This window comes from Streptomyces sp. NPDC051172 (genome assembly GCF_040682555.1).
In the GTDB taxonomy this organism is placed as follows: Bacteria; Actinomycetota; Actinomycetes; order Streptomycetales; family Streptomycetaceae; genus Streptomyces.
In genome coordinates, this window is record NZ_JBFBBE010000057.1 from 1 (window position 1) to 26,490 (window position 26,490).

The 26,490-nt window shown below is 70.4% G+C and carries 22 protein-coding genes and 1 tRNA gene; 1 reads left to right on the top strand and 22 read right to left on the bottom strand.

All coding sequences use genetic code 11. From position 1 onward, the window contains the following. Nucleotides 1–165: 165 nt before the first annotated feature. The 9 genes from AB0N07_RS29550 to AB0N07_RS29590 form a co-directional block, all read right to left on the bottom strand. Nucleotides 166–399, bottom strand: coding sequence for a hypothetical protein (locus AB0N07_RS29550; RefSeq protein WP_003976229.1), 234 nt, complete (start codon nucleotides 397–399; stop codon nucleotides 166–168). Nucleotides 400–402: 3 nt separating this feature from the next. Continuing rightward, complete coding sequence (locus AB0N07_RS29555; RefSeq protein ID WP_107057459.1) at nucleotides 403–576, bottom strand: hypothetical protein; 174 nt, start codon at nucleotides 574–576, stop codon at nucleotides 403–405. A 207-nt stretch (nucleotides 577–783) separates the two neighbouring features. Beyond that, nucleotides 784–856: transfer RNA gene (locus AB0N07_RS29560), tRNA-Ala, on the bottom strand. A 91-nt stretch (nucleotides 857–947) separates the two neighbouring features. After that, a complete protein-coding gene (locus AB0N07_RS29565) occupies nucleotides 948–1,619 on the bottom strand; it encodes a histidine phosphatase family protein (RefSeq protein WP_365840190.1) in 672 nt (223 codons plus the stop codon). Beyond that, nucleotides 1,619–2,062, bottom strand: a complete 444-nt coding sequence (rsfS, locus tag AB0N07_RS29570) for a ribosome silencing factor (RefSeq protein ID WP_365840192.1) — start codon at nucleotides 2,060–2,062, stop codon at nucleotides 1,619–1,621. Before rsfS ends, AB0N07_RS29565 begins: the two co-directional genes overlap by 1 nt. Nucleotides 2,063–2,173: 111 nt before the next feature. Continuing rightward, entirely contained in the window at nucleotides 2,174–3,880 is a 1,707-nt protein-coding gene (locus tag AB0N07_RS29575; RefSeq protein ID WP_365840194.1) for a LytR C-terminal domain-containing protein, read from the bottom strand. 16 nt (nucleotides 3,881–3,896) lie between these two features. Further along, nucleotides 3,897–4,583, bottom strand: coding sequence for a nicotinate-nucleotide adenylyltransferase (gene nadD / locus AB0N07_RS29580; RefSeq protein WP_365840196.1), 687 nt, complete (start codon nucleotides 4,581–4,583; stop codon nucleotides 3,897–3,899). Between the two features lie 79 nt (nucleotides 4,584–4,662). Next, a complete protein-coding gene (locus AB0N07_RS29585) occupies nucleotides 4,663–4,824 on the bottom strand; it encodes a hypothetical protein (protein ID WP_232646258.1) in 162 nt (53 codons plus the stop codon). A 108-nt stretch (nucleotides 4,825–4,932) separates the two neighbouring features. Continuing rightward, the gene (locus AB0N07_RS29590; protein WP_344402465.1) at nucleotides 4,933–5,094 is read right to left on the bottom strand and encodes a hypothetical protein; all 162 of its coding nucleotides are present in this window, start codon (nucleotides 5,092–5,094) and stop codon (nucleotides 4,933–4,935) included. A 126-nt stretch (nucleotides 5,095–5,220) separates the two neighbouring features. Here AB0N07_RS29590 and AB0N07_RS29595 point away from each other — a divergent pair, with 126 nt between their 5' ends. Then, the gene (locus AB0N07_RS29595) at nucleotides 5,221–6,318 is read left to right on the top strand and encodes a M48 family metallopeptidase (RefSeq protein ID WP_365840199.1); all 1,098 of its coding nucleotides are present in this window, start codon (nucleotides 5,221–5,223) and stop codon (nucleotides 6,316–6,318) included. 46 nt (nucleotides 6,319–6,364) lie between these two features. Here AB0N07_RS29595 and AB0N07_RS29600 read toward each other — a convergent pair whose 3' ends face one another. The 13 genes from AB0N07_RS29600 to AB0N07_RS29660 all read right to left on the bottom strand — a co-directional run bounded on the left by AB0N07_RS29600 (nucleotide 6,365) and on the right by AB0N07_RS29660 (nucleotide 26,262). Beyond that, on the bottom strand, nucleotides 6,365–7,438 hold the full coding sequence (locus tag AB0N07_RS29600; RefSeq protein ID WP_365840201.1) for a hypothetical protein: 1,074 nt from the start codon (nucleotides 7,436–7,438) through the stop codon (nucleotides 6,365–6,367). 111 nt (nucleotides 7,439–7,549) lie between these two features. Beyond that, nucleotides 7,550–8,119: a hypothetical protein gene (locus tag AB0N07_RS29605; RefSeq protein ID WP_365840203.1), complete on the bottom strand. Its 570-nt coding sequence runs from the start codon at nucleotides 8,117–8,119 to the stop codon at nucleotides 7,550–7,552. Nucleotides 8,120–8,225: 106 nt separating this feature from the next. Beyond that, a complete protein-coding gene (locus tag AB0N07_RS29610) occupies nucleotides 8,226–9,512 on the bottom strand; it encodes a glutamate-5-semialdehyde dehydrogenase (RefSeq protein WP_365840205.1) in 1,287 nt (428 codons plus the stop codon). 148 nt (nucleotides 9,513–9,660) lie between these two features. Continuing rightward, nucleotides 9,661–10,113, bottom strand: a complete 453-nt coding sequence (locus AB0N07_RS29615; RefSeq protein WP_365840263.1) for a hypothetical protein — start codon at nucleotides 10,111–10,113, stop codon at nucleotides 9,661–9,663. 635 nt (nucleotides 10,114–10,748) lie between these two features. Next, nucleotides 10,749–11,855 (bottom strand): glutamate 5-kinase, encoded by a 1,107-nt coding sequence (proB, locus tag AB0N07_RS29620; protein ID WP_365840265.1) that lies wholly within the window; start codon nucleotides 11,853–11,855, stop codon nucleotides 10,749–10,751. A gap of 361 nt (nucleotides 11,856–12,216) precedes the next feature. Beyond that, the gene (locus AB0N07_RS29625; RefSeq protein ID WP_365840207.1) at nucleotides 12,217–13,455 is read right to left on the bottom strand and encodes a glycosyltransferase family 2 protein; all 1,239 of its coding nucleotides are present in this window, start codon (nucleotides 13,453–13,455) and stop codon (nucleotides 12,217–12,219) included. A 231-nt stretch (nucleotides 13,456–13,686) separates the two neighbouring features. Beyond that, a complete protein-coding gene (locus AB0N07_RS29630) occupies nucleotides 13,687–15,795 on the bottom strand; it encodes a hypothetical protein (protein WP_365840209.1) in 2,109 nt (702 codons plus the stop codon). A 180-nt stretch (nucleotides 15,796–15,975) separates the two neighbouring features. Then, nucleotides 15,976–17,472 carry a bifunctional cytidylyltransferase/SDR family oxidoreductase gene (locus AB0N07_RS29635; RefSeq protein ID WP_365840211.1) on the bottom strand — a complete coding sequence of 499 codons (1,497 nt, stop codon included), beginning with the start codon at nucleotides 17,470–17,472 and terminating at the stop codon, nucleotides 15,976–15,978. Nucleotides 17,473–17,913: 441 nt separating this feature from the next. Beyond that, nucleotides 17,914–19,464, bottom strand: coding sequence for an alkaline phosphatase D family protein (locus AB0N07_RS29640; protein WP_365840213.1), 1,551 nt, complete (start codon nucleotides 19,462–19,464; stop codon nucleotides 17,914–17,916). Nucleotides 19,465–20,015: 551 nt separating this feature from the next. Then, nucleotides 20,016–21,458 (bottom strand): GTPase ObgE, encoded by a 1,443-nt coding sequence (obgE, locus tag AB0N07_RS29645; protein ID WP_365840215.1) that lies wholly within the window; start codon nucleotides 21,456–21,458, stop codon nucleotides 20,016–20,018. Between the two features lie 130 nt (nucleotides 21,459–21,588). Continuing rightward, nucleotides 21,589–21,843, bottom strand: a complete 255-nt coding sequence (rpmA, locus tag AB0N07_RS29650) for a 50S ribosomal protein L27 (protein ID WP_037854440.1) — start codon at nucleotides 21,841–21,843, stop codon at nucleotides 21,589–21,591. Between the two features lie 14 nt (nucleotides 21,844–21,857). After that, nucleotides 21,858–22,178, bottom strand: a complete 321-nt coding sequence (gene rplU / locus AB0N07_RS29655; protein WP_020269559.1) for a 50S ribosomal protein L21 — start codon at nucleotides 22,176–22,178, stop codon at nucleotides 21,858–21,860. A 235-nt stretch (nucleotides 22,179–22,413) separates the two neighbouring features. Then, a complete protein-coding gene (locus tag AB0N07_RS29660; RefSeq protein WP_365840218.1) occupies nucleotides 22,414–26,262 on the bottom strand; it encodes an Rne/Rng family ribonuclease in 3,849 nt (1,282 codons plus the stop codon). Nucleotides 26,263–26,490 lie beyond the last annotated feature (228 nt).

The window sequence follows — 26,490 nt, forward strand, 5'->3', positions numbered from 1 at the left end:
AATTGAACTCCTGACCTCCTGCATGCCATGCAGGCGCTCTACCAACTGAGCTATAGCCCCTTGCTTGGTCCTCCGGGGTTTCCCCCGGCGGCGACGCCAACATTACACGGTCCACCGGGTGGAACACCAAATCGTTTCCGTCGGCCCCGGGCAGGGCCGACGGCGTCAAGCGGTGACGAAGGAGTAGAACCGCTTGAGCGTGCAGTGCTCCTCCAGCAGGCGGCCGTAGATCGGCTCGCCCTCCAGCTCACGGTACGTCTCGATCGGGTCGCCCTTTATGATCAGCGCCCGCGCGCATTCCTCGCACCAGTACTGGTAGTCGGGGTTGACCGGCTCCATGTCGCGGACGATCGGCGTACCGCTGCCGCACCAGTCGCACTTTCGCCTGTGTGCACCCATCGATCAGCTCCAGCTGTGGCCGCAGGCCGTGCACACGTAGGAGATTCCGCCGTTGTCACCGAGGACTTGGGCGACATGGACGGAACCGCAGGAAGGGCAGCTCAGACGGGTGACCGTGTCCCGTGTCGACGCCGCTTCGAGGAGGTGGCCGACCTCCTCGAGGATGCTCGCAGGCATCACTGCTCCCTCCCGTCGGGCCGCGCTCCCTTCCGGCCGTTTGATTCTGCCACGGCCGGACCAATACGGTCAGCGACGCCTCAGTACCAGTCCGGACACGGCGCCTTCGCAGAGGTATACGCCTGCAGGGCCGAAGTGACTCAAGCCGCTGCCGGAACACGAAAAATCCCGCCCCTTGCGGGGACGGGATCTTCGTCGAGCGATCTGTGGAGCTAAGGAGAATTGAACTCCTGACCTCCTGCATGCCATGCAGGCGCTCTACCAACTGAGCTATAGCCCCTCGTGCCGCCCCCGCTTGGCGGGGCGAACGAGTAGAACTCTAGCCTGCGACCTGCCGGAAAGTGAAATCCGGGTGTGCGGACCGCCGGGCGTCAGTCGTCGTCGCCGAGCACCGGCTCCGGGAGCGTGCCGGCGTTGTGCTCCAGCAGGCGCCAGCCGCGGGCGCCCTCGCCCAGGACGGACCAGCAGCAGTTGGACAGACCGCCCAGGCTCTCCCAGTGGCGGGCCTCCAGGCCCAGGAGGCGTCCGATGGTGGTGCGGATCGTCCCGCCGTGGCTGACCACGACGAGCGTGCCGTCGTCGGGGAGCTTCTCGGCGTGCCGCAGCACCACGGGGGCGGCGCGCTCGGCCACCTCGGTCTCCAGTTCGCCGCCGCCGCGGCGGACCGGCTCACCGCGCTTCCACGCGGCGTACTCCTCGCCGTACCGCTCGATGATCTCCTCGTGCGTCAGCCCCTGCCAGACGCCCGCGTAGGTCTCGCGCAGGCCCTCGTCGTGAATGACGTCCAGGCCGGTGAGCGCGGCCAGCTCGGCCGCGGTGTGCGCGGCGCGCTGGAGGTCGGAGGCGACGATCGCGTCGGGCTTGAGGGAGACGAGCAGCCGGGCGGCGCGGCGGGCCTGGGCGAGGCCCGCCTCGGTGAGTGCGACGTCCGTGCTGCCCTGGAAGCGGCGCTCCACGTTCCAGGAGGTCTGGCCGTGGCGCCACAGGATGACGCGGCGGCCGCGACCCGCCCGGCCCGCGGACACCTCACCGGTGGCGCTCATCACCACTCACCGCCCAGGTCGGCCGCCTCCTCGGCAGCCCGCAGCTTGGCGTGCTCCTCGGCCTTGCCACGGGTGGCCTTCGCGTCGGCGGGCAGCTCCAGCTCGGGGCAGTCCTTCCACAGCCGCTCCAGGGCGTAGAAGACACGCTCCTCGCTGTGCTGGACGTGGACGACGATGTCGACGTAGTCGAGCAGGACCCAGCGGGCCTCGCGGTCGCCCTCGCGGCGCACCGGCTTGGCGCCGAGCTCCTTCTGGAGCCGCTCCTCGATCTCGTCGACGATCGACTTGACCTGGCGGTCGTTGGGTGCGGAGGCCAGCAGGAAGGCGTCCGTGATCGACAGGACGTCGCTGACGTCGTAGGCGATGATGTCGTGCGCGAGCTTGTCGGCGGCCGCCTGGGCGGCGGCGGTGATGAGCTCGAGAGAGCGGTCAGTGGCGGTCACTACGTGGCTTTCCGGTCGGCGGTCACTTGACACCAAGGGTCTCACGGACCGCCGACAGCACCCCACGTGATTAAGGGATCAGGTGGGGGCGGCTCCGGCCGGCCAGGACGACTACGGCTTGTAGTCCCGGCCGAGGATCACCGAGACGTTCGCGTTGCCGGTGGCCTGGCCCTTGCCGACCGAGGTGGCGGGCAGGCCCAGGGTCTTCGCGACCTCGGCGGCGTTCTCCTTGTCGGCGGCGTCGGTGTAGACGACCTTTGACGTGGCCGAGGGGGCCGGTGCGGTGCCGCCCTCCAGGAAGGTGAAGCCGCCGTTGAGGAGGACCACGCGGGCCTTGTTTGTGTTGTCCTTCACACCGCTGGCGTTCTGCACGGAGACCCGGACCCCGGAGCCCTGGTCGGGGCTCTTCGCGGTGCCGCCGAGGACGTCCTTGACCACACTGGCGCTCGCCTGCTCGCTCAGCGTGCCGTCGTTCTGGACGGGCAGCAGGGCGGTCTTGTAGTCGCCGCCCTTGGCGAGGTCGGCGAGCTTGGCGAGGAAGGTGCCGAGGTCCTTGTCGGTCAGGGAGGGGTCCAGGATCTGCGCCAGCGTCTGCACGGTGGTGGTCGCCTGCGTCGGATCGGAGGACAGCTTGCGCAGCGTGGCCTGCATGACCTGGCCGAACCGCTCCAGCTGGGCGTTCTGGGCCTCGCCGGAGGCGCGGTAGGTGGCGTAGGCGACGGCCATCTTGCCGCTGAGCGTCTGGTCCTTGCCCTGGTGGACGAGGGGCGCGCCGCCCTTCTTCGTGGCGTCCGGGTCGGGTACGTCGGCGTTGGTGTCGAGGTCGATGTTGCCGACGAGGTCGACGAGGTTCTGCAGGTAGGGGGTGTCCAGCCGCCAGGTGCCCTCGATGTTGGTGCCGAGGGCCGTGTCGAGGGCGTCGCGGGTGCCGGAGGAGCCGTCGTCCTCGACCGACTTGGCGAGGGTGGAGGTGTTGCCGTCGTCGTCGGTCAGGGCAAGGGAGTTGGGCAGCAGGACGGTGGTGCCCTGCTTGGTGGTGGTGTTGTCGACGAGCAGCGCCGTGGAGGTGCCGCCCTTCTTGGTGTTGTGCAGGTGGACGACGATCACGTCGCGGTTCTGGGCCCCCGCGGCCGTCGTGGTGCCGCCCTTCTTGGAGGCGGGCGACGACAGGCCCGGCAGCTTCCCGGCGTACCAGAGGTAGCCGACGCCGCCGACCGCGACCAGGGCCAGGACGACGACGAGGGCGATCATGCGGCTGCGGGCGCGGCGCTTGGCCTCCTCGCGGCGCTCGGTGCGGTTCTCGGTGAAGTTCAGCCAGTCGATGACGTCTTCGGACTCGGCGTCCGGGTCCTCGACGAAGGCGAACTGCTCGGTGTGGTGGTCCCGGTCGGGCCGGGGCGGGGCCTTCTCGCTCGGGGCGGGCTCCGCCGGGCCGGCCTGCTGCGGGATGTAGGCGGTCTGCTCGGCGACGACACGGGGCTGCTGACCGCTCGCCGCGGCCTGCCCGTAGGGGTCGTACGGTGCCCCGGGCGCGCCGCTGTGGTGCGAACCGGTGCCGTAGGGGTCGTAGGAGGGCACAGGTGGCTGCTGGCCGGTGCCGTAGGGGTCGTACTGCTGCGGGACCGGCTGCTGGCGGCCGGTGGCGTACGGGTCGTACCCGTAGCCCTGCTGCTGCCCGTACGGGTCGTACGGCTGCTGGGGGGCCGCCTGCCCCGGTGCGGTCTGCCGGTAGACGGGCCGGCCGTACTCGTCGTAGCCGACGAGTTCGTACTGGTCCTCGTGGTCGCCGCCGTAGCCCGCGTCGTATCGGTCGTTCACCGGTGCCCCTCTCGGCTCACTCGCCGCGGTACAGCTCGCGCTTGTCGATGTAGCGCACGACTCCGTCCGGCACCATGTACCAGATGGGGTCTCCCTTGGCGACTCTCGCACGGCAGTCGGTGGAGGAGATGGCCAGCGCGGGAACCTCCACGAGAGAGACACCGCCCTCCGGGAGACCGTGGTCGGTCAGGTGGTGGCCGGGCCGGGTGCACCCGATGAAGTGCGCGAGGGAGAACAGCTCCGCGGTGTCCCGCCAGGTCAGCAGCTGGGCGAGGGCGTCGGCGCCGGTGATGAAGAACAGGTCCGTGTCGGGGTTGAGCGCGCGCAGGTCGCGCAGGGTGTCGACCGTGTAGGTGGGGCCGCCGCGGTCGATGTCGATACGGCTCACCGAGAACTGCGGGTTCTCGGCGGTCGCGATGACCGTCATCAGATAGCGGTCCTCGGCCGGGGAGACATGGCGGTGGGTCTTCTGCCACGGCTGTCCGGTCGGGACGAACACCACCTCGTCCAGGTGGAACTGCGCGGCGACCTCACTGGCCGCCACGAGGTGCCCGTGGTGGACCGGGTCGAACGTTCCGCCCATGACGCCGAGGCGGCGCTTGCCCGGGTTCGACGGCCCGTTGCCGGGGCCGCTCGTCGCGCGGGGTTCCGTGCCGATCGTCGCGTCCTTCGCCGGACCGGTAGGCATGTCCTGCTCTCCCATGCGTGCAGACCCTACCGGCCCGGCCTGAGGGCACCGGCCCGAGGATGCCCGGAGTGCCCCGGTATGGGCACCGGCTGCCTCAGCGGTCGCGGTTGAAACGGGTGGTGATCCACAGCAGGAGCAGCAGGATGAACAGCGCGCTGCCACCGGTGACGTAGGGGCTGAGGCTCTCGTGGTTGCCGCCGCCCTCGCCCTCGGCGGCAAGGGTGGCCAACTGGGCGGCGGTGCTGTGGAAGCTCATCTCGACAGGACCTATCGGTGTGGGCGGGATAAAGATGTCGGCCCATCGTATGCGGGCGCCTCCCGGGCGATCACCCCGACTCCGCTGTCGGGGAACCCGGCGCGGTCGTCAGTCGTCCTTCTGCTTGTAGCCCCGCAGCAGGAACCACCCGGTCAGCGCACAACCCACCATCATCACGATCAGTACGACCCGGAGCAGATTCCCCGGCCCTTGGTGTGGGGCGGCGCTCGCGGCCTCTGCGAGCCAGGCGGCTGCGGGGGTGTGCTCCATGACTGACGGACTCCTTCGGTGTAGTGCCCGTCCACGGTAACTCCGCCTAGGCTGGGGCTTGCTTCGGGGGCGCAAAGGGCCGCACAAGGGTCCGCAAAGGGCCACTACACGCACATGGGGGAGCACATGTCCGACGACGGCCACGAGCACAACGGACACGAGAACGTACCGAGCAGGCAGCGCAGGCGCTTCCCGGGGATCTCCTCCCGTGCGTACGAGCACCCCGCGGACCGCTCCGCACTGGTGGCGCTGCGCAAGCTGAGCGGCTTCGACACGGTGTTCAAGGCCCTCAGCGGGCTGCTGCCCGAGCGCAGCCTCAGGCTGCTGTTCCTGTCCGACTCGGTGCGCGTCTCGGACCAGCAGTTCGCGCACCTCAACGACATGCTGCGGGACGCCTGTTACATCCTGGACCTGGAGAAGGTCCCGCCGATGTACGTCCACCAGGACCCGCAGCCGAACGCCATGTGCATCGGCCTGGACCAGCCGATCATCGTCGTCACCACCGGGCTCGTCGAGCTGCTCGACGAGGAGGAGATGCGCGCGGTCATCGGCCACGAGGTGGGCCACGCCCTGTCCGGGCACGCGGTGTACCGCACGATCCTGCTGTTCCTGACCCAGCTGGCGGTCCGGATCGCCTGGATCCCGCTGGGCACCATCGCGATCATGGCGATCGTGACTGCGCTGCGCGAGTGGTTCCGCAAGTCGGAGCTGTCCGCGGACCGGGCGGGACTGCTCGCCGGGCAGGATCTGCATGCCTCGATGCGCGGCCTGATGAAGATCGCGGGCGGCAACCATCTGCACGAGATGAACGTGGACGCGTTCCTCAAGCAGGCCGAGGAGTACGAGGAGAGCGGCGACCTGCGCGACTCCGTGCTGAAGATCCTGAACCTGCTGCCGCGCTCGCACCCGTTCACCACCATCCGGGCGGCCGAACTGAAGAAGTGGTCCGAGTCCCGGGACTACCAGCGGATCATGGACGGCCACTACCCGCGGCGCACCGAGGACAAGGACACCTCGGTCTCGGACTCGTTCCGGGAGTCCGCGGCGAGCTACGCGAGCAATGTGAAGAGCTCCAAGGACCCGCTGATGAAGCTGGTCAGCGACATCGCCGGCGGGGCCGGAGGCATCGGCGGGCGGGTGCGGCGCGGGTTCGACGGCTTCACCGGCTCGGCTCCCTCACAGGACGAGCCGCCCACGGACACGCCGCCGCGGCACGAGGACTGATCCGACCGTTCCAGCTCGGCGGGGACGGCGGCGCCCCGCCGGTCGCTCACACGTGGGGCTGCGCGCCGGGGGCCAGGGAGCCGCAGAGAGCAGTGGCGCCGCCCGTGGCGTAGGGGTCGGTGCCTGCCGGGCCGCCCGCCTTGGCCGTCTGTCCGGCCAGCAGCGGGTGGAAATGGTTCGTCGAGTCCTCGGCGCAGGACAGCGGGCCGGCCTGGACGTAGGAGACGACAAGCTGGGCCTGGTGCAGACGCAGGTCGTCGCGGTCGAAGCGGAAGTGCAGCTCGCGCCGGACGGTGAACAGGGAGGCCTGGGCCTTGGCGTCGGCGCCGGTCGGCTTCAGCGCGTAGACGAAGGTGTGGTCCGCGGTGACCTCGAGGGTGGCCGAGTCGGTCTCGGTGGCCTGCAGCGTGCCCTGGACGCGGATCCTGCCGTCGGCGAGCTGGGCGCGGGTCTGGTCGAAGCGAACCAGCCACCCGGTGGGCTGGTGGCGGCCGTCAGCCGTCGGGTGCTCGAAACTCTGGTCGAACTGGTCGAGTTGGCTGCCGTCGAGCAGGATGCGCGCGGCGCGCACGTCCTGGCTGCTGAGCACATCGGGGTCGAGTGAGGAGCGGACCAGGTAGTCCTTGGCTGTGGTCAGCGCAGCCACCACCTGGCTGTCCGAGAAGTGCGCGGTGCGCCGCACGGCGGGCAGCGGTATGCCCTCGGCGCCGACGCGGAACTGCGCGGCGGGGCTGTGCGCGTACAGGTACTCGGGATCGGCCGCGCCCGGGACCTTGCCCTGTGGGGAGAGGGGTATGACGGTCATCCGCAGGGGCTCGACGGGCTGCCGGGCGGTGGCGCTCTGGTAGGGGTGCCGTACACCCATGTAGATGGCGGTGCCGAAGGCCACCGCTATCAGCAGGACCAGGATCAGCGCCTGCCGGGACAGGCCTCTGTGCAGCGGCGGACGGCGGCGCACGGCGGGCGCGTGGTCGGCCATGCGTTCCCGCGCGGAGAACTCCTGGAGGCGGGCAGCGCGGACGAACGACTCGTCGAAGACGACGGATCGGTATTCGTCCTCTCCTCCACCGCCGGGGGCGCCCTCGGGTGTCCCCTCAGGTGGGTCTCCAGGCCCTCCCATATATTCAGGGTAGGTCTCCGGAAGCCCCGGTAAACGCCCTGGTACACGACAACTTCTGACAGGTTCTCACCAGGTTCGAAAGTGAGCGCGAAGGCGGCGCTCGGCTGCCGCTCAGGGGGTCGGCGGGATGACCGAGAGCGCTGGCTGAGAGTTGTCGGCGGAGGCGGAGGGCGGGGCCGCGCTGCCCTGTTCCAGGCCGGTCGAGGCGGGCGGCGGCGGCCCCTGGTCCCGGCTGCCGGAGGAGGCGCCACGGTAGACCGCGGTGAAGGCCAGCGCGACCATGCCTATGCCCATCACCAGGGCGAGCATCCAGGCGACCGGGCGGTGCCAGCGGACCTGTTTTCCGTACGACCCCGGGGCGCCGTAGCGGCCTTCCAGGATGTCGGTGTCGTCCAGGTCGTCGAGCTCACGATCATGGCCGAAACCGGAGGGTTCGTATCCCTCCTCGTACCGCTCGCCCCTGCCGTGGGCCCGGCGCGCTTCCGCCTCGGAGGCCTCCGCTCTCGCCTGGGCGGCGGCAAGGAGGCGCTCGACGGCGGTCGGCTCGTGCACCACGGCCGCCCGTACGAAGGCCTCGTCGAAGACCACGGAGGCGAACTCTTCGTCCGACACCCCGCGGTCGTGGTCGTCGTCGGGCTCCCAGCCGTCAGGGAACGGCGTGCCCCCCACGTCCTCCGGCACGGGATCCAGAGTAGACCTGGGGGGTCAATTTGGGCAGACGGTATGGAAATTCATCCGCCTTGTGAGACACCTCTCGTGCGGCACAGTCGCCCGGAAGGGCGCGGTATCAGCGCCGGATGTGTCCGTCGCCGGTCACGATGTACTTCGTGCTGGTCAGCTCCGGCAGCCCCATCGGGCCGCGGGCGTGCAGCTTCTGCGTGGAGATGCCGATCTCCGCGCCGAAGCCGAACTGACCGCCGTCGGTGAAGCGGGTGGAGGCGTTCACGGCGACGGTGGTGGAGTCGACGAGCTGGGTGAAGCGGCGGGCGGCCTGCTGCGAGGTCGTCACGATCGCCTCGGTGTGACCGGAGGTCCACAGCCGGATGTGCTCGACGGCCTTGTCCAGGGAGTCGACGACGGCGGCGGCGATGTCGTAGGAGAGGTACTCGGTGTCCCAGTCCTCCGGCGTGGCCTCGACGACGGTCGCCTTGGAGTCCTTGGCGTACGCCAGCACCCGCGGGTCGGCGTGCACGGTCACACCGGCCTCGGCGAGGGCGTCCAGGGCGCGCGGCAGGAACTCCGGGGCGATGTCCTGGTGGACCAGGAGGGTCTCGGCGGCGTTGCAGACGCTGACCCGCTGGGCCTTGGAGTTGATCAGGATGTCGATCGCCATGTCGAGGTCGGCGTTCGCGTCGACGTAGACGTGGCAGTTGCCGGTGCCGGTCTCGATGACGGGGACGATCGACTCCGTCACGACGGTCTGGATCAGGGAGGCGCCGCCGCGCGGGATCAGGACGTCGACCAGGCCCCGGGCGCGCATCAGCTCGCGCACGCTCTCGCGGCCCTCGCCGGGTACGAGCTGTACGGCGTCGGCGGGCAGCCCGGCGCCGCCGACTGCGTCCCTGATGACCCGGACGAGGGCGGTGTTCGACTCGTAGGCGGAGGCCGAGCCGCGCAGCAGGACCGCGTTGCCGGACTTCAGGCAGAGGGCGGCGGCGTCGACCGTGACGTTCGGGCGGGCCTCGTAGATGATGCCGACGACGCCCAGCGGGACGCGGACCTGGCGCAGGTCGATGCCGTTCGGGAGCGTCGAGCCGCGGACGACCTCGCCGACCGGGTCGGGCAGCGCGACGACGTCACGCACGTCGGAGGCGATGGCACGCACCCGCTCCGGCGTGAGGGTCAGCCGGTCGATGATGGCCTCGCTGGTGCCGGCCTCGCGGGCCTTGGCGATGTCCTTGGCGTTGGCCTCGACGATCTCGCTCGTACGGACCTCCAGGGCGTCCGCGATGGCGGCCAGCGCGTCGTCCTTGACCGCGCGCGGCAGCGGGGCGAGGTCGGCGGCGGCGGCCTTGGCGCGGTAGGCGGCCCGGTTGACCGGGGACATGGAGTCGTACGGCGAAAGCGTGGTCATGAGGGAAGGGTAGTGCGCCGGGCGGGCCCGTCCAGCAAGCATTCCAAACCCCGAGACGCCCCTTTTGCACCTAAACCGGCACGGCTCTCGCGGGCGTGGTAGCTCGCCGCGGGGGTTCCTCAATCAATGGTTGCGGTCCGTGGTCGGATCAATAGGGGTGCACGCCGACGGGTGTTGCGGGCGCCGGGCCGTAGCCCTCCGCTATCCGCTGGTGGTAGGTCTCGCGGTCGATGACCTCCAGGCCGACGATCTCCCAGGGCGGCAGCTTGGCGGTCTGGCGGTGCTCGCCCCACAGTCGCAGGGCGACGGCGGCCGCGTCGTGCAGGTCGCGGGCCTCCTCCCAGTAGCGGATCTCCGCGTGGTCGCCCGCATACCGGCTGGTCAGCAGAAACGGGTGGTCGTGGGCGAGCTGTTCGAGGCCGCGCCGCACCTCCTTCAGGGGGGCCTCCTCGCCGGAGACGCTGAGGGTGACGTGCCACAGGCGCGGCAGGTCGGCCGGCTCCTCGTACCGGTCGCCGGCCGCGACGCTGGTCAGGGCGCGCTCCTCGCCGGCCGCGCGGGAGGGGGCGCCGTCGCGGGACGCCGCCGCCCCAGGGCGCACTCGTCTCACGACGGCCTCCTTCACGCAGTGATCGACTGGCGGACGTGCGGAATGTATCCCTGAGACAAAGTTGAGCAGGCCGCAAGGGCTCGTGGGGCGGTTTTGCGGAACGTCCACCTCAGGACGGGCCGATTTGCGGGGCGTTCCCCCCGTTTTCGGCTGGGCCCGGGGCTTGCGCCCAGAGATACGGCGGCCGGGGCCCCGCGCGACCGCGGGAGATGAACCGGCCGGGGGCGGGGGTCATCCGCAGGAGACACACCAGCCGGGCCGGGGACCCGAGACGCAGGGACGGGGGCCCGGAGGCCTCCTAGAGACACAGCAGCGAGGCCCAGGGACCACGCACCCCAGCGCCCAGAGACGCATCAACCGACCCCGGGGCCCGGCCCCGGAGACACAGCAACCCGGCCCACGGGCCACCCGTCCTACAGCCCAGCAGCACCGGCACGGGTGCCACGCCACAGAGCCGGCAGCCAGGTCGGGGGATCATGCGCCCCAGAGACGCGGCAGCCGGCCCTAGGGGCAGATTGCACAGACGCGGCGGCCTCGCCCCGCGTTCCACACGACAGAGACCCGGCAGCCAGGCCCCAGAGACGCAGCAGCCAGGCCCCAGGGGCTGCCGTGCGGCCCGCCAGGCGTCAGGGATGCAGGAGCACCAGGTCGTCCCGGTGGATGACCTCGCGTTCGTAGGCCGGGCCCAGTTCGCGGGCCAGTTCTCGGGTGGAGCGGCCGAGGAGCTGGGGGAGCTCCTTGGCGTCGAAGTTCACGAGGCCTCGGGCCACCGCGCGGCCTTCGGCGTCCCGCAGCTCCACCGGGTCCCCGGCGACGAACTCGCCCTCCACGGCGGCGATCCCGGCCGGCAGCAGGGACTTGCGCCGCTCGACGACCGCCCGTACCGCTCCGTCGTCCAGCGTGAGGGAGCCCTGCGGGGTGGAGGCGTGCTGCAGCCACAGCAGCCGGTCGGCGGAGCGCTTGCCGGCGGGGTGGAAGTAGGTACCGGTGTCACCACCGTGCAGGGCCTCGGCGGCGTGGATCGCGCTGGTCAGGACGACGGGGATGCCCGCGGCTGCCGCGATACGGGCCGCCTCGACCTTGGTGACCATGCCGCCGGTGCCGACGCCGGCCTTGCCCGTGCTGCCGATCTCGACGTGCGCGAGATCCTCCGGCCCCCGGACCTCGGCTATCCGCGAGGTGCCCGGCTTGCTCGGATCGCCGTCGTACACGCCGTCGACGTCGGACAGCAGCACCAGCAGGTCGGCGTGGACGAGATGGGCGACGAGGGCGGCGAGCCGGTCGTTGTCGCCGAAACGGATCTCGTCGGTGGCGACGGTGTCGTTCTCGTTGACGATCGGGAACGCGCCCATCGCGAGCAGCTTGTCGAGGGTGCGGGAGGCGTTGCGGTGATGGGCGCGGCGGCTCATGTCGTCGGAGGTGAGCAGCACCTGGCCGACCCGGACGCCGTAGCGGGCGAAGGAGGCGGTGTAGCGGGCGACCAGCAGGCCCTGGCCGACGCTGGCGGCGGCCTGCTGACGCGCGAGGTCCTTGGGGCGGCGGCGCAGCCCCAGCGGGGCGAGCCCCGCGGCGATGGCGCCGGAGGAGACCAGGACGATCTCCCTCTCCCCGCCGCTGCGGCTCTTGGCGAGGACGTCGACGAGCGCGTCGACCCGGTCGGCGTCCAGACCGCCGGACGCGGTGGTCAGCGACGAGGAACCCACCTTGACGACGATCCTGCGGGCCTCGCTCACGGCCTGCCTTGCCCCTGCCACCTTGTTCTTCCGTCCCCTCGCACGCTCAGGCTCCCCCGCCCGGCAATCTACGCGAAGGGGACCGCACCCCGCGCGCCGGTCCAGTCCCCGGACAGGCTCCACGTAACCATTTGCTCACGCGCTGCATGCGGCAAGAGGTTGCACCGGTTGCGTATCGAAATCAAAGCTCCGGCACATCTGATGTGAACGCCGCGCCACCGAAAGATCGCCCTGAAGTCCGCCGTACCAGGCGCATGCTCCTTCCGCTCCGGGAAGAGCCCGGCGGTCGATCCGACGGGCGCTGCAGTCCGGCAGGCAACAACGCCTGCTCCCCACTCCGCGGGATGTGCCGCGCGCTCCTTCAGGCCGCCGCGGCCGTCCCGCCCGAGGTGCGCGTCCTGCCCGCGCCCGCCCGAGCCTTCACCACCCGGCGCGCCTTCCGTACCGCCCGCTTCAGTACCGAGCCGACGGAGTGTTCGCGGTAGCCCTCGACGGCGCGGGCCTCGCGGGGTGCGGCGAGGTAGACGGAGTCGGGTATGGCGGCCGTCGCGTCCCGGAAGTGCGGGTAGGCGAGATAGACCTCCCGGCCCTTCTTCTCCAGGATGGGCGCCGCCTGCTTCTTCGCCTTCACGAACTGCACGACGGGGACGAGGAGTTCGGGCCGCTGCTCGGCGACCAGGTGCAGTCGCAGCCGCTCCTCGACCTTGAGGCGGCCGGCGACGCCCTCGCTCCAGTACTCCTCCATCAGCGGCTTCGCCAGTTCGAACTTGTGCCGCCGTACCTTCTCGCTGTCCGTGAGGTACTTCGGGCCGAACTGCGGCAGCAGCGTGACCAGGAAGGGGCGGACCAGGAGCATGTCGCGCCTGTCCCCGGCGGGGACGAGTTCGGCGATCAGGTTCATGAGGGCACGCGCGGAGTCGAAGCGCAGGGTGTAGCCCCCGCTCTTCGTGACGTGCTTGCCGTCGTCGCGGCCCACCAGGTAGTAGCAGGTGTAGTCGGCGAGCACGGAGACGCCGTTCGCCCGCAGATAGGCCTCCATCGTGAACAGGGCGTCCTCGCCGGTCCACAGGGACTCGTCGAAGCGCATGCCGTGCCGCTCCAGGAGCTCACGGCGGAACAGCTTCTGCGCGCTCAGCGTGAACATGATGTTGGAGGAGTAGACGTCGGTGCGGTCGAGGGTCTTGCCCCACATCGACCCCGGCGGCTTGCGGTTGATGCCCTCCACGCGGCCGAGGACCACATCCGTGCCGTTGCGGTCGGCCATGGCGACCATGCGCTCCAGGGCCTCGGGACCGAGCCGGTCGTCGGCGTCGAGGAAGAAGACATAGCGACCGGCGGCCTTGTCCAGGCCGACGTTGCGCGGGCCGCTGGGGCCGCCGGAGTTGTCCTGCCGGATCACCGTGACCGACATCGCCGAGCGGGCCGCGAACTCCTCCAGGTACTCCCCCGACCCGTCGGTGGAGCCGTCGTCGACCGCGATGACCTCGATGCGCCCCGGATCGATGGTCTGTGCCTCGACGGACGCCAGGCATTCGACCAGATACGGCATCGCTTCGTACGCCCCGATGACGACGCTCACATCAGGCTGCGCCACGGTCACTGTTTCCCCCTCGTCAACGGGAAATTTCCCCCGTATCGCCTCATTCGCTACCTGGAAAGACGGTCGGTCCGGGCAAGCGGTTGCCCTATGAGCGGCTTTTCGTGACTCAGTTCACATGGAGAACGGACAGGTACGGACACATGAACATACGGAGAAGGGCCCGGTTTCCGAGAATCACTTCTCGGAAACCGGGCCCTTCTCACTGGTTTCACACCATGAGCGGCGGCCTTCTCACGCGGTGGGCGGCTGCGCCGACAGTGCGTCCGACAGCTCGTCCGCGCCAGGGGTACCGGCCGCGGCGGCCCGGGACTCCTGGCCGAGGTTGCGGCTGTCGGCCTTGAGCGCCAGGTTCGCCACCGCGGTGTTGAACTGCTGGATGGACGTCGGCTCGTCCGGGCCGAGCAGGTACTCCTTCAGCTCCTTGCGGTCCTCCGCCAGTGCGTCGGCGGCCGGGTCGCGGACCGCGTCCAGCAGTGCGCCCAGTTCCTTGGCGCTGTTGGAGAGGATCACCGCGGCGCGCACGGCGGTGTTCTGCCGCTTGAACTCCTCGGCGCCCAGTCCGGCGGAGTCCGTGACCGCGTACGGCTTGCCGCTCGCGATGAAGTCGGAGACCACGCTGGAGATGTCGGAGACCATCGCGTCGGAGACGTTGAAGCAGTCGTACAGGCGCGGCTCGGCGCCCGCGATGACGCGGTGCTCCCAAACGGGGAAGGAGCGCCAGTACGCGTCGTTCCACTCGGTCCGCAGCCGGGCGATCTCCGCGTGCTTGGCGAGGTCGACCACGCCGTCACGGGTGGCCTCGGCCTCGTCGCCCCGGTCGTTCGCGGCGCCGGACAGCTCGGCGAGACGGGCCTCGATCCGGGCCAGTTCGGCCCTGGCCTTCGTCAGCTCGGCCGCGTCGGCGGTGAAGCGGGAGTCGCCGGCACGCGCGGCGGCGGCCTTCTCGACCAGCGCGACGACGCGCCGGTGCGCGGCGTCGGCCTCCTTGCTGACGGTGCCGGTGAACGGGTGCGCCTTGTAGAGGACGCGGACCGGCGGGTCGGCCTTCACCAGCTTCTTCACGATGTTCTCGCCGGCGAGAACGAGCGAGGTGTTGCCCGGGTCGCCGTCCCATCCCTCCCAGGTCGGTGCGTACAGCACCGTGGGGCAGCGTCCGTCGGCGGCCGAGTCGCGGGCGCTCTCGGGCCCGCCCTGCCAGGTCTTGATCGGTGCCAGCTGCGGGCGGCCGACCTCCACGATGTCCTCGTCGCGGACACCGACATCGGCTATGGCATAGCGGTCGCGGCCCGCGCGGCCCGCGGTCCACACCTCGTCGTACACCTTGCTGAACGGGTTCACGCTGGCGAGCTTGTCGCTGTCGCCGTGGCCGATGAAGACGTGCTTCATGGTGGGGACACGCAGCAGGTGGATGTTCTTGCCGACGTTCGCCGCGTACAGCGCCACGCGCACGTTGCTGAGGTCCATGTTCATCAGGTGCACACCGCCGGGCACGCAGATGACGGGGGCCGTGGTGGGCGCCAGGTTGGCCAGGATGATCCGCTCGCGCAGGATGACCAGCGGCTTGGAGTCGAGCTGCTCCATCGTCTCCAGCCACATGTTGACCTGGTACGCGGAGTCCTTGGAGCCCGAGAAGTACAGGACCGTCTCCGGCTTGTACTCCCGCAGCCAGTCGTCGACGGCCGCCAGCACCTTCTCGGCGTTCGGCGGGACCTTCTTGCCCCGGATGTACGGCACCAGCGCGAGGACGTACAGGGTGCCCAGGCCGATGGTGATGCCGATGCCGATGAAGCCGGGCAGGGACTTCCTCATCTCCGCGGCGACCAGGATGCCCGCGACGGCCGCGAGGTCGAGGTGGAGCATCTTCTCGGCCGAGCGGTCCAGCAGCCCCTGCGCCGGCGCGTCCGGGATGCGGATACGCGAGGCCAGGTCGACATTGCGCGTCGCGACCGGCATCCGGCGGCGGTTCCGGATCAGGGTGACCAGGGCGCCGTGCGGGGCCTGGAGACCGTAGAAGGCGATGAAGCAGGCGACCGCGCCGTAGTAGATCAGGTTGTCCGCGAGGGACAGCCGGGCCAGCAGCAGGATCAGCAGCAGCTCTCGGATCAGGAAGCGGATCGAGAGGCCGGCGCGGACCTTGCTGAGCCGGTTGACGAGGTAGCTGCCCTTGCGGTGCAGATAGTGGTCCGCAAGGTACGTCACGGCGGCCGCTGCCGCGAAGGCGTAGATGCTCGGGGCGAGCGCGGCCACCATGACCGCCGGGAAGCCCAGCATCATGAGGACCGCCGCGGCCAGTTCGGCCGCGCTGCCCACCCGGGCGACGCGAATAGCGGTGGATATCACGGAGAACCTGCTCTGGGAGGGGGAGTGCCGGTTTTGTTCTGAAGTGCGCAGGATTTGTGGCAATTCGATGGGAATTCGTCGGGTGTACGGATTCAGGCCCCTGCGAACACCCGGTCAATGCATTGCATTAACACCGGAAAGCAGAGGCCTGAATAACGGAAGACTAATTCCCGTCGATTATTACACGCCGTCCTGTCGGTCCAGCACCGTGGCCAGCGCCTGCTCGAAGCCGGAGGCCTTCGCCGCGCCCGCCGTCGGGTCCTGCTGGCGGACGTCGATGACATGGCCGGTCAGCTCGGACAGCAGCACGTCCAGCGAGGTGCGGGCCACGGCCTCGGAGGAGAGCAGGGAACCCGCGGGCTCCTGGCCGAAGGCCTTGGTGCGCATGGGCGTCGCGGTGCGCTCCGGGTTGATGCAGTTGACCCGGATGCCGTCGCCGGCCCACTCGTCGGAAAGGGCCTGGGTGAGGTTCACCATGGCGGCCTTGGTCGAGGAGTAGAGGCTGTACTCGGCGCGGCCGCGGGTGTAGCTGCTGGAGGTGTACAGCAGCAGCTGGCCCTTGGTCTCCGCCAGGTACTTGTACGCGGAACGAGCGATCTGCACCGGGGCCAGGTAGTTGACCTTCAGCGCTTCCTCGATGGTCGCGTTGTCGGTCTCGGCCAGCTTGCCGATGCGCAGCACGCCCGCGGTGTTGACGACGTAGTCGATGCGGCCGGTCTCCGCGTACGCCTTGGACAGCGCGTCGTCGACCTCCTCCGGGTTCTCCACGTGCGTACCGGTGGTGGAGCGGCCGAGCGCGTACACCTTGGAGCCGTAGGACTCGGCAAGTTCGGCGATGTCCTTGCCGATGCCGTACGAGCCGCCGAAGATCACGACGGTCTTGCCGGTGAGCAGCTCGCGGTAGGCCTGCTCGCTCACCTGCTCGGGCGCGGCCGTGGAGGCGAGCTGGAACAGCTTGTCGGCGATGAAGACGTCGACCGGCTGGGTGACCTTCATGTTGTACTCGTCGCCCGCGACGACGTGGATCGGCACGTCCGGCAGGTACTTCAGTACGACGGAGCAGTCGTCCGTGGCCTGGAAGTTGGGGTCGCCGGCCGCGACCGCGTACGCCCTGCGGATGGTGGACAGCTTGAAGGCCTGCGGGGTCTGGCCGCGGCGCAGCCGGGAGCGGTCCGGGATCTCGGTGATGAACTCGCCGTCCTCGCCGTGCGTGCGCGTGACGATGATGGTGTCCGCGGACGGGATGGCGACGTCGACGGCCTGGTAGCGCTCGAGGGCGACCACACAGTCGTCGATCACCCGCTGCGCGAGCAGCGGGCGTACGGCATCGTGGAACAGGACGTTGAGGTCCTCGCCCTCGGCCAGGCCCTCGCCGAGGGCCTCGATGGCGCGCTCGGTGGTCTCGTTCCGGGTCGAGCCGCCCTCGATGATCTTCTTGACCTTCTTGAACCCGGCCTTGGCGACGATCTTCTCGATGTCGGGCACGTATCCCGGCGCCATCAGCACGATGACGTCGTCGATCGAGTCGGCCTTCTCGAAGGTGGTCAGGGTGTGCTCGATGACTGCCTTGCCGGCGATCTTCAGCAGCTGCTTGGGGATCGAAAGACCCACACGCTGGCCGGTACCACCGGCCAGGATCACTGCGGTGGTACGGGGCTTGGCTATGTGCTGGGACACAGAGGACCTACCTTGGGGCGACAGGGAACCCGGAAATGGTCCCACTTGCGGTTACCGCTGTGCAAGGTGAGCGCTGTTCGCTGCATATGTGCGCGCCATCTGTCATTCACCTTGCACTGCTGGTGACGGTGGGACCGCCTCCGTCGGCTGCGCCGGAATTGCTGTGAGTAACTGCACAGGGACGGCGCACGGCAGCGCCGGATCGCCGAGGGCCCGTACGCCCGTATGGGCGACGCGGTCAATCATCTCGGCGACGGTCCCGGTGGCTGGCTCGACAGCCCAGCGTGGGCCCGAGCTCTTCACGTCCCGCGGCGTCGGGCTGCACGCGTTCTTCATATGCATGACCGCACCGTTATGAACGAGCCCGGAATGCAGCCGGTCAAGCAGTCCATTGCCCCGGAATTCCCTATTCGGATTCCGCAGCGACAGTTGCGCGGACGGTCAGACCAGCCGCACGCCGGGTTCGCCCGATTCCACCCTCAGCCGCGCCAGTGTGCTCGGCGTGGCGGTCGGCCGGCGGACCGTGTCCACCACCCTCACCTGTGCGTCGATGCCGTCGCGGTCGATGTCGAAGAGGTGGTAGCCACGGTGGGCGTCGATCAGCTTCCAGTGCGGGTTGTCCGGCATCCGCGGGTCCCACTCGGCGTGGAAGGCGGCCTGGTCCTGGTCGCCGTTGCTGGAGATGGATGTCCCGACGAACTCGGCGCCGACGACCTCGGACTCCTGGTCGTCGTAGTCGGTCCTGAGGTCGCTGATCATCGTGAAGTGGCGGTCGCCGCTGAGCACCACCGGGTTGCGGATGTCGACGAAGTCCTCCAGCAGCGCATTGCGCTCCACCTGGTAGCCGTCCCAGGCGTCATAGTACCAGAGCTTGCCCTCGCCGATCTGCAGATCGGTCTCGGCCATCATGATCTGCGAGGCGATCAGGTTCCAGCGCGCCGGGGAGTCCTGCAGCCCGTCCAGGAGCCACTTCTTCTGCTCGGCGCCGAGCATGGTGAGCGACGGGTTCTCGGCGGCCGCCTGGCTGGTCACCTGGTCGCTGCGGAACTGCCGGGTGTCCAGGACGTTCAGGCGGACCAGGCGGCCGAACTCCAGCCGCCGGTACATCTGGATGTGGGGGCCGTTCGGGATCGCGGAGGCACGGACCGGCATGTGCTCGTAGTACGCCTGGAAGGCCGCGGTCAGCCGGGCCACGAACGCGTCGTGCGGCTGCTTGTCGGGGTCCTGCGGGACCTCCCCGGCCCAGTCGTTGTCGACCTCGTGGTCGTCGAAGGTGACCACCCAGGGCGTGGACGCGTGCACCGCCGCGAGGTCGGGATCGGTCTTGTACTGCGCGTACCGGTTGCGGTACTGCTCCAGGGTGTACGGCTCCCCCGTGCCCTCGTGCCTGCGCACGGCCGTCGCCGACGGCGTGGACTCGTAGATGTAGTCGCCGACGAAGAGGACGAGGTCGGGGTCCTGGTCCAGCATGTCGGCGTACGGGGTGAAATAGCCGTGCTGCCAGTTCTGGCAGGAGGCGAGAGCCACGCGCAGCGAGCCGCCCCTGCTGTGCGGGTGCGGGGCGGTGCGGGTGCGGCCGGTGGGCGAGATCTGCCCACCGGCGCGGAAGCGGTACCAGTACGAGCGGTCCGGGCTAAGGCCCCGTACGTCCACGTGAACGCTGTGCCCGTACTCGGGCCGGGCCTGGGCGACACCCCGGCGCACGGGCTTTCTGAACCGGTCGTCCTCCGCGAGCTCCCACTCCACCGGGACCACGGTGTCGGGCATGCCTCCGCCGTTCAGGGGGTCGGGGGCGAGCCGGGTCCACAGCACGATGCCGTCGTGCAGCGGGTCGCCGGAGGCGATGCCGAGGCTGAACACGCCGTCGGGCAGGGAGGCTTCGGCCGCGCGGGCCGTGCCCGGCAGCCAGAGCTGGGCCGAGGCGGCGGCGCCGAGGACGGCGGCACCGGCGGTCAGAAAGCGGCGTCGGTCGGGCGAGATTGCTCCGGTCATCGCGAACTCCCCTGTCTCGCAAGCCTGGACACGTGAAAGCCCACGCAGCCGGGCGGTCCACCCGCTGAACGGAGGCCTTCGCGTGCATGACAAATAGGCAGACAACAGAAGGCCCGTTGCGACACGGGAACAACACGCCAACGTGATTTTGCCGCAACGGGCCCTACATGCCGTCAATTGACACCGGGCAGGGGGCTGTTCAGTGAGCGATGTTCAAGCCGAGTTCGAGCCGGGCGAGTTCGGGATCCGTACCGATGGCATGCGCACCGAAGGAGACAGAGCCGGTGGCGGTGACCCCGGAGGCAGCGGAACGGAATCCCCATACCGAACCCGCATTCGAGTTCTCACCGGGCGCACCGACGACGGGATCCGGGCCCTTGTCATGGTCGCCGTCGAGGAGGGTGACCGCCTCGCCGAAGCGGTCGGCGCGCTCGGCGGTGCCCGGGACGCCCGCCGTGCCGATCCAGCCCGTCCGGCGTTTGGGTACGAGGCCGTTCAGGCCGAAAGCGGGCCTGGGGGCGGCAGCCCCCAGTCACCGACCCGCCGCGCGCCTACTCACCGAACGGTTCGAACCCGCCGTACTCCCGGAGGGCCTCGTCCCGCTCGGCCTCCCGATCGCGACGCCGCTGCGCCGCAGGCCTCGGCGCCTCGAACCGGTGGTCCTCACCACGACGGCCCAGCATCTCCGCCCCGGCCATCACCGACGGCTCCCAGTCGAAGACGACGGCGTTCTCCTCGGGTCCGATGGCGACACCGTCGCCCGACCGGGCCCCCGCCTTCATCAACTCCTCTTCCACACCGAGGCGGTTGAGGCGGTCCGCGAGATACCCGACGGCCTCGTCGTTGCTGAAGTCGGTCTGCCGCACCCAGCGCTCGGGCTTCTCGCCCCGCACCCGGAACAGCCCGTCGTCCTCGCGTGTCACCGTGAAGCCGGCGTCGTCGACGGCCTTGGGCCGGATGACGATCCGCGTCGCCTCCTCCTTCGGCTTCGCGGCGCGCGCCTTCGCCACCAGGTCGGCCAGCGCGAACGACAGCTCCTTCAGCCCGAGATGGGCCACGGCCGACACCTCGAAGACCCGGTATCCGCGCGCCTCCAGATCCGGCCGCACCATCTCGGCGAGGTCCTTGCCGTCCGGTACGTCGATCTTGTTCAGTACGACGATCCGCGGCCGCCGGTCGAGCCCGCCGTACTGCTTCAGCTCCTCCTCGATGACATCGAGGTCGGAGACGGGGTCCCGCTCGGACTCCAGCGTCGCCGTGTCCAGCACATGCACCAGCACACTGCACCGCTCGACGTGCCGCAGGAACTCGAGCCCCAGCCCCTTGCCCTGGCTGGCGCCCGGGATCAGCCCCGGCACGTCCGCGATGGTGTACACGGTCGAACCGGCCGTCACGACACCCAGGTTGGGGACGAGGGTGGTGAACGGGTAGTCGGCGATCTTCGGCTTGGCGGCCGACAGCACCGAGATCAGCGAGGACTTGCCGGCGCTCGGGTAGCCCACCAGCGCCACGTCCGCGACCGTCTTCAGCTCCAGGACGATGTCCTGCAGATCGCCGGGGACACCGAGCAGCGCGAACCCGGGCGCCTTGCGGCGCGCCGAGGCGAGCGCCGCGTTGCCGAGCCCGCCGCGGCCGCCCTGCGCGGCGACGTACGAGGTGCCGTGTCCGACCAGGTCGGCGAGCACATTGCCGGCCTTGTCGAGGACGACGGTGCCGTCCGGCACGGGCAGTACGAGGTCCTGGCCGTCCTTGCCCGAGCGGTTGCCGCCCTCGCCGGGCTTGCCGTTGGTGGCCTTGCGGTGCGGCGAGTGATGGTAGTCGAGAAGAGTCGTCACGGACTGGTCGACGGTGAGGATGACGTCACCGCCGCGCCCGCCGTTGCCGCCGTCGGGTCCGCCGAGCGGCTTGAACTTCTCACGGTGGACGGAGGCACAGCCGTGACCTCCGTTACCCGCGGCGACATGCAGTTCGACGCGGTCCACGAAGGTGGTCATGGTGGGGTGCCTCCAGTTACGTACGGGTGTTACCTATGTCAACACGCGAAAGGCGGACCCGCCTTCCCACAGGGGAAGTGAGGTCCGCCTCGCGAAGCGTTCGGGCTTCAGCCCTGGGTCAGGAACCGACTCAGGCGACCGGAACGATGTTCACGACCTTGCGGCCACGGTGGGTACCGAACTCCACCGCACCCGGCTGCAGCGCGAACAGCGTGTCGTCGCCGCCACGGCCGACGCCCGCGCCGGGGTGGAAGTGGGTGCCGCGCTGGCGGACGATGATCTCACCCGCGTTGACGACCTGACCGCCGAAGCGCTTCACGCCGAGCCGCTGGGCATTCGAGTCGCGACCGTTCCGGGTGGACGATGCGCCCTTCTTGTGTGCCATCTCTCCTCAGTCCCTTACTTCGCAGCCGTGGGGATCTCAGTGACCTTGATCGCCGTGTACTGCTGGCGGTGGCCCTGACGACGGCGGTAGCCGGTCTTGTTCTTGTAGCGCAGAATGTCGATCTTCTGGCCCTTGTGGTGGTCCACGACCTCGGCCTGGACCTTGATGCCGGCCAGCACCCACGGGTCGCTGGTCACAGCGTCGCCGTCGACAACGAGCAGGGTCGAGAGCTCGACCGTGTCGCCAACCTGGGCGGTGGAAATCTTGTCAACCTCAACGATGTCGCCGACAGCAACCTTGTGCTGGCGACCACCGCTGCGCACGATGGCGTACACGCGGATCTCACTCTCTCGCTCGGGAACGGCACCCCCGCAGTCCAGCCACCCGGCACGGGCAGCCTCTCCGGAGCACCCAGTGCCCTGGAGGAATGAGGTTTACGGGGATGTGGCGCGCCCATATCCAAGGACACGCCGACGGTCAAGGTTACGGGGCCGTGGCCGGAGGGGTCAAACCGGGCCGGGCCCCGCACACGTGCGGCCGGTCACAGGGACCGGCCGCACGGCGCACTGCTCAGCTCTCGTCGGCGGCGGCCGAGACCGAGGTCTTCTTCGCCGTCGACTTGGCCGCGGCCGTCTTGGCGGTCTTCGCCGCCTTCTTGGCCGTGACCTTCTTCGCCGCCGTCTTCTTGGCGGCCACGGTCTTCTTGGTGGCGGCCTTCTTCGCGGTGGCCTTCTTGGCCGTCTTGCGGGCGGCCGTCTTCTTGGCCGGAGCCGCCTCCTCGGCGCTCTCCTCCGCGGCAGCCGGCTCCTCCGCACCCGACGGGACGACCACGACGGCCGTCTCCTCGGACGCGGTCGGCGCGGCCTCCTTGCGCACGGCACGGCGCCGCGGGCGGGCCGGAGCGGCGCTCTCGGCAGGTGCCTCGGGCTCGGCGACGGCCTCCGCCGCCGGTGCGGCCTCCGCGACCGGCGCGGTCTCGGCGACCGTCACCACGGTGGCCTCGGCCCCCGCGGGTGACCCGGCCGGCGCGGACACCTTGCGGGTCGCACGACGGCGCGTACGCCCCTTGGGCGCCGCCTCGTCCGTGGCCGGGGCCTCGGCCGGAACCACGGCGTCCTCGACGGCCGCGGGCTCGGCCAGCGCCTCGGCGGCGGGCTCCGGCTGCACCGGACGCTCCAACTCTGCCTCGACCGTCGCGTCCTGAGCGGTCGGCGCCTCGGCCTCCTCGTACCGCGGTGCCTCACGCCGGGGCGCACCCGCCGGAGCGGACGCCCGACGGCTCGCCCGGCGCCGCGAACGACCACGGCCGACCGCGGCCTCCGCCTCGGCGACGCTGCTGTACAGCTCCTCGTCCGGAGCGAAGGCGGGCTCGGACAGCGCGACCGGTACCGCGACCTCGGCAGCGACCTCGTCCTCGGTCTCCTCGACGGCCGCCACGGCCTCGTGCTCGTGCACGTCGCCGCCGCGCCCGCGCTTCTTGCGCTTGCCGCCGCCACCGGCGGAGGTCGGCTGCTCCATGTGCACGATGACACCGCGGCCGTTGCAGTGGACGCAGGTCTCGGAGAAGGACTCGAGCAGGCCCTGCCCGACGCGCTTGCGGGTCATCTGGACCAGGCCCAGCGAGGTGACCTCGGCGACCTGGTGCTTCGTACGGTCGCGGCCCAGGCACTCCAGCAGGCGCCGCAGCACCAGGTCCCGGTTGGACTCCAGCACCATGTCGATGAAGTCGATGACGATGATGCCGCCGAGGTCGCGTAGTCGCAGCTGGCGCACGATCTCCTCGGCCGCCTCCAGGTTGTTCCTGGTGACCGTCTCCTCCAGGTTGCCGCCCTGGCCGGTGAACTTGCCGGTGTTGACGTCGACGACGACCATCGCCTCGGTCCGGTCGATCACCAGCGAACCGCCGCTGGGCAGCCAAACCTTGCGGTCCAGGGCCTTGGCGAGCTGCTCGTCGATCCGGTACGTGGCGAAGACGTCGACCTCACTGGTCCACTTCGACAGCCGGTCGGCGAGGTCGGGCGCGACGTGCGAGACGTAGCCGTGGATGGTCGCCCACGCATCGTCGCCGCTGACGACGACCTTGGTGAAGTCCTCGTTGAAGATGTCGCGGACGACGCGGACGGTCATGTCCGGCTCGCCGTACAGCAGCGTCGGGGCGTTGCCGTTCTTCGACTTCTTCTGGATGTCCTCCCACTGCGCCTGGAGCCGCTCGACGTCCCTGCGCAGCTCGTCCTCCGAAGCGCCCTCGGCGGCCGTACGGACGATGACGCCCGCGTCCTCGGGGACGATCTTCTTGAGGATGGTCTTCAGCCGGGCCCGCTCGGTGTCGGGCAGCTTGCGGCTGATGCCGGTCATCGAGCCCTCGGGCACGTACACGAGGTAGCGGCCCGGGAGGGAGACCTGGCTGGTCAGACGCGCACCCTTGTGCCCGATCGGGTCCTTGGTGACCTGCACGAGCACGGACTGGCCGGACTTCAGCGCGGACTCGATGCGGCGCGGCCCGTTGGCCATGCCGAGCGCCTCGAAGTTGACCTCACCGGCGTACAGGACGGCGTTGCGCCCCTTGCCGATGTCGATGAAGGCGGCCTCCATCGACGGCAGCACGTTCTGGACCTTGCCCAGGTAGACGTTGCCGACGTACGAGGTCGACTGCTCCTTGTTGACGTAGTGCTCGACGAGCACGCCGTCCTCCAGGACGCCGATCTGCGTGCGCTCACCGCTCTGCCGGACGACCATCACACGCTCGACGGCCTCGCGGCGGGCCAGGAACTCGGCCTCGGTGATGATCGGGACGCGACGGCGGCCCTGCTCACGGCCTTCGCGGCGGCGCTGCTTCTTGGCCTCGAGACGCGTGGAGCCCTTAATGGACTGCACCTCGTCGGACGGCTCGGCACCCTTTTCCCGCGGGGGACGGGGCTCGCGGACCTTGACGACGGTGCGCTCGGGGTCGCCCTCGCCGGGCTCGGTGTCCACGGAGGTGTCACCGGCACGACGGCGACGGCGACGGCGCCGACGGCTGCTGGAGCTGGAGCCGCCGCTCTCGCCGGCTTCGTCGTCCTCGTCGTCCTCGACCTGCTCGGCGGTGTCCGCAGCGTCCTCGTCGGCCCGCGCGGCCTGCACGGCGGCGAACTCGTCGGACTCCTCGGACTCGTCGTCGCCCGCGGACTCGGCGGAGTCGCCGCGACGACGGCGACGGCCGCCACGGCGACGGCGACGGCGCGAACCGGTGTCCTCGGACTCGTCGCCCTCGGCGCCGTCCTCGGCGGACTCCTCGGCCTCCTCCGCCTCGTCCTCGACGGTGGTCTCGACGACCTGCGGCTCGGGCTCCTCGCCGAAGGCGGCACCGCGGCGACGGCGGCGGCGCCGCGCCCCGGCCTGCTCCTGCTCCTCGGGGAGCTCCTCCGGCTCGACGGTCTCGGCCTCGGCGGCCGCTTCGGCGGCGGCCCGCTGCGGCGTCTGGAACTGCGGCTCGGTGAACACGGGCGCCTGGAACACGGCGACGGAGGGCCGGGCCGGCCGCCGCGGACCCTCGTCCTCGACGCTCTCGGCGGCAGCGGCGGTCTGCGCGGGCTCGGCGAACCCGGTGGCGGCCTTACGGGCGGTGCGGCGACGCGTACGCCGCGGCGCGCCGTCCTCCTCGGCCTGCTCGGCGGCGGCCGGTGCGGCGACGGGCTCTTCGACGGCGGGCGCCTCTTCGACGCCGGCGGTCTCCTCGACCGGCGTGGACACGCGGCGCGTGGAACGACGACGCGTGCGACGCGGGGCAGCGTCCTCGGCGGGCTCGACGGCCTCGGCGGCCTCGGCGGGCTCGACGGCCTCGGCGGCCTCGGCGGCCTCGACGGCCTCGACGGCCTCGACGGCCTCGACGGCCTCGACGGCCTCGACGGCAGGCGCCTCGGCGTCCTCGGCAGCGGTCGCCTCGACGCTCACGGGTGCCTCGCCGGGCGTCGAGACACGGCGCGTGGCACGGCGACGGGTCCGGCGCGGCGCGGCGTCCTCGTCGGACTCGGCGGCCGCTTCGGCAGGAACCTCGGCAACGGCGGCGGCCGGCTCCTCGACCGGGGCGGCAGCGGGCACCACGGTCTCGGCCGCCTCGGCGGCAGCGGGCGCCCCGGCAGGCGCGGACGCCCGGCGGGTCGCACGACGACGCGTACGCGCGACGGGCGCAGGCTCCTCGACGACCTCTTCGGTCTCCTCGACCTCGGCGACCTCTTCGGTCTCGTCGGGCTTCTTCTCGCTGTCGCCGTCGGCCGGTATGGCCGGCGCGACGATCTCCTCCGGGGTTTCGGAGGCGGCCGCGGCGGGGGGACCCGCCGGGCGTGAAGCGGCACGGCGCCGACGACGCGGCGGCAAGGTGTCGCTGGGGGTGTTCAGTTCGGAGCCCGTTGAGGACTCTGTGGGTTCGGTCGGTTCGAGCATGCGGGCATATCTCCCGTCAGGCTCCCGGGCGCCGCGCCTGGCCCGGCGTTGATCGCCGGTGACGTCCGCGGCTCGCGCGATGCGCGGTGCCGCCGTCCGGGGCGCGGGCGCCGCACGGGAGCTCTCTGTGTCCTGTCTCGCCGGTTCCGTACACCTATTGCGTACGGCCTGGCGAAAGTCTTCTGTGTCGGTGCGCTGCCCGACCCAGGTGGCTCCCGAGTACGAGGG

Excerpts from the sequence above, each read along its gene's own strand:
- AB0N07_RS29550 (WP_003976229.1), bottom strand. The coding sequence starts at position 399 with ATGGGTGCACACAGGCGAAAGTGCGACTGGTGCGGCAGCGGTACGCCG.
- AB0N07_RS29555 (WP_107057459.1), bottom strand. The coding sequence starts at position 576 with ATGCCTGCGAGCATCCTCGAGGAGGTCGGCCACCTCCTCGAAGCGGCG.
- AB0N07_RS29565 (WP_365840190.1), bottom strand. The coding sequence starts at position 1,619 with ATGAGCGCCACCGGTGAGGTGTCCGCGGGCCGGGCGGGTCGCGGCCGC.
- nadD (WP_365840196.1), bottom strand. The coding sequence starts at position 4,583 with ATGGGAGAGCAGGACATGCCTACCGGTCCGGCGAAGGACGCGACGATC.
- AB0N07_RS29585 (WP_232646258.1), bottom strand. The coding sequence starts at position 4,824 with ATGAGCTTCCACAGCACCGCCGCCCAGTTGGCCACCCTTGCCGCCGAG.
- AB0N07_RS29590 (WP_344402465.1), bottom strand. The coding sequence starts at position 5,094 with ATGGAGCACACCCCCGCAGCCGCCTGGCTCGCAGAGGCCGCGAGCGCC.
- AB0N07_RS29595 (WP_365840199.1), top strand. The coding sequence starts at position 5,221 with ATGTCCGACGACGGCCACGAGCACAACGGACACGAGAACGTACCGAGC.
- AB0N07_RS29600 (WP_365840201.1), bottom strand. The coding sequence starts at position 7,438 with ATGGGAGGGCCTGGAGACCCACCTGAGGGGACACCCGAGGGCGCCCCC.
- AB0N07_RS29610 (WP_365840205.1), bottom strand. The coding sequence starts at position 9,512 with ATGACCACGCTTTCGCCGTACGACTCCATGTCCCCGGTCAACCGGGCC.
- AB0N07_RS29640 (WP_365840213.1), bottom strand. The coding sequence starts at position 19,464 with ATGACCGGAGCAATCTCGCCCGACCGACGCCGCTTTCTGACCGCCGGT.
- obgE (WP_365840215.1), bottom strand. The coding sequence starts at position 21,458 with ATGACCACCTTCGTGGACCGCGTCGAACTGCATGTCGCCGCGGGTAAC.
- rpmA (WP_037854440.1), bottom strand. The coding sequence starts at position 21,843 with ATGGCACACAAGAAGGGCGCATCGTCCACCCGGAACGGTCGCGACTCG.
- AB0N07_RS29660 (WP_365840218.1), bottom strand. The coding sequence starts at position 26,262 with ATGCTCGAACCGACCGAACCCACAGAGTCCTCAACGGGCTCCGAACTG.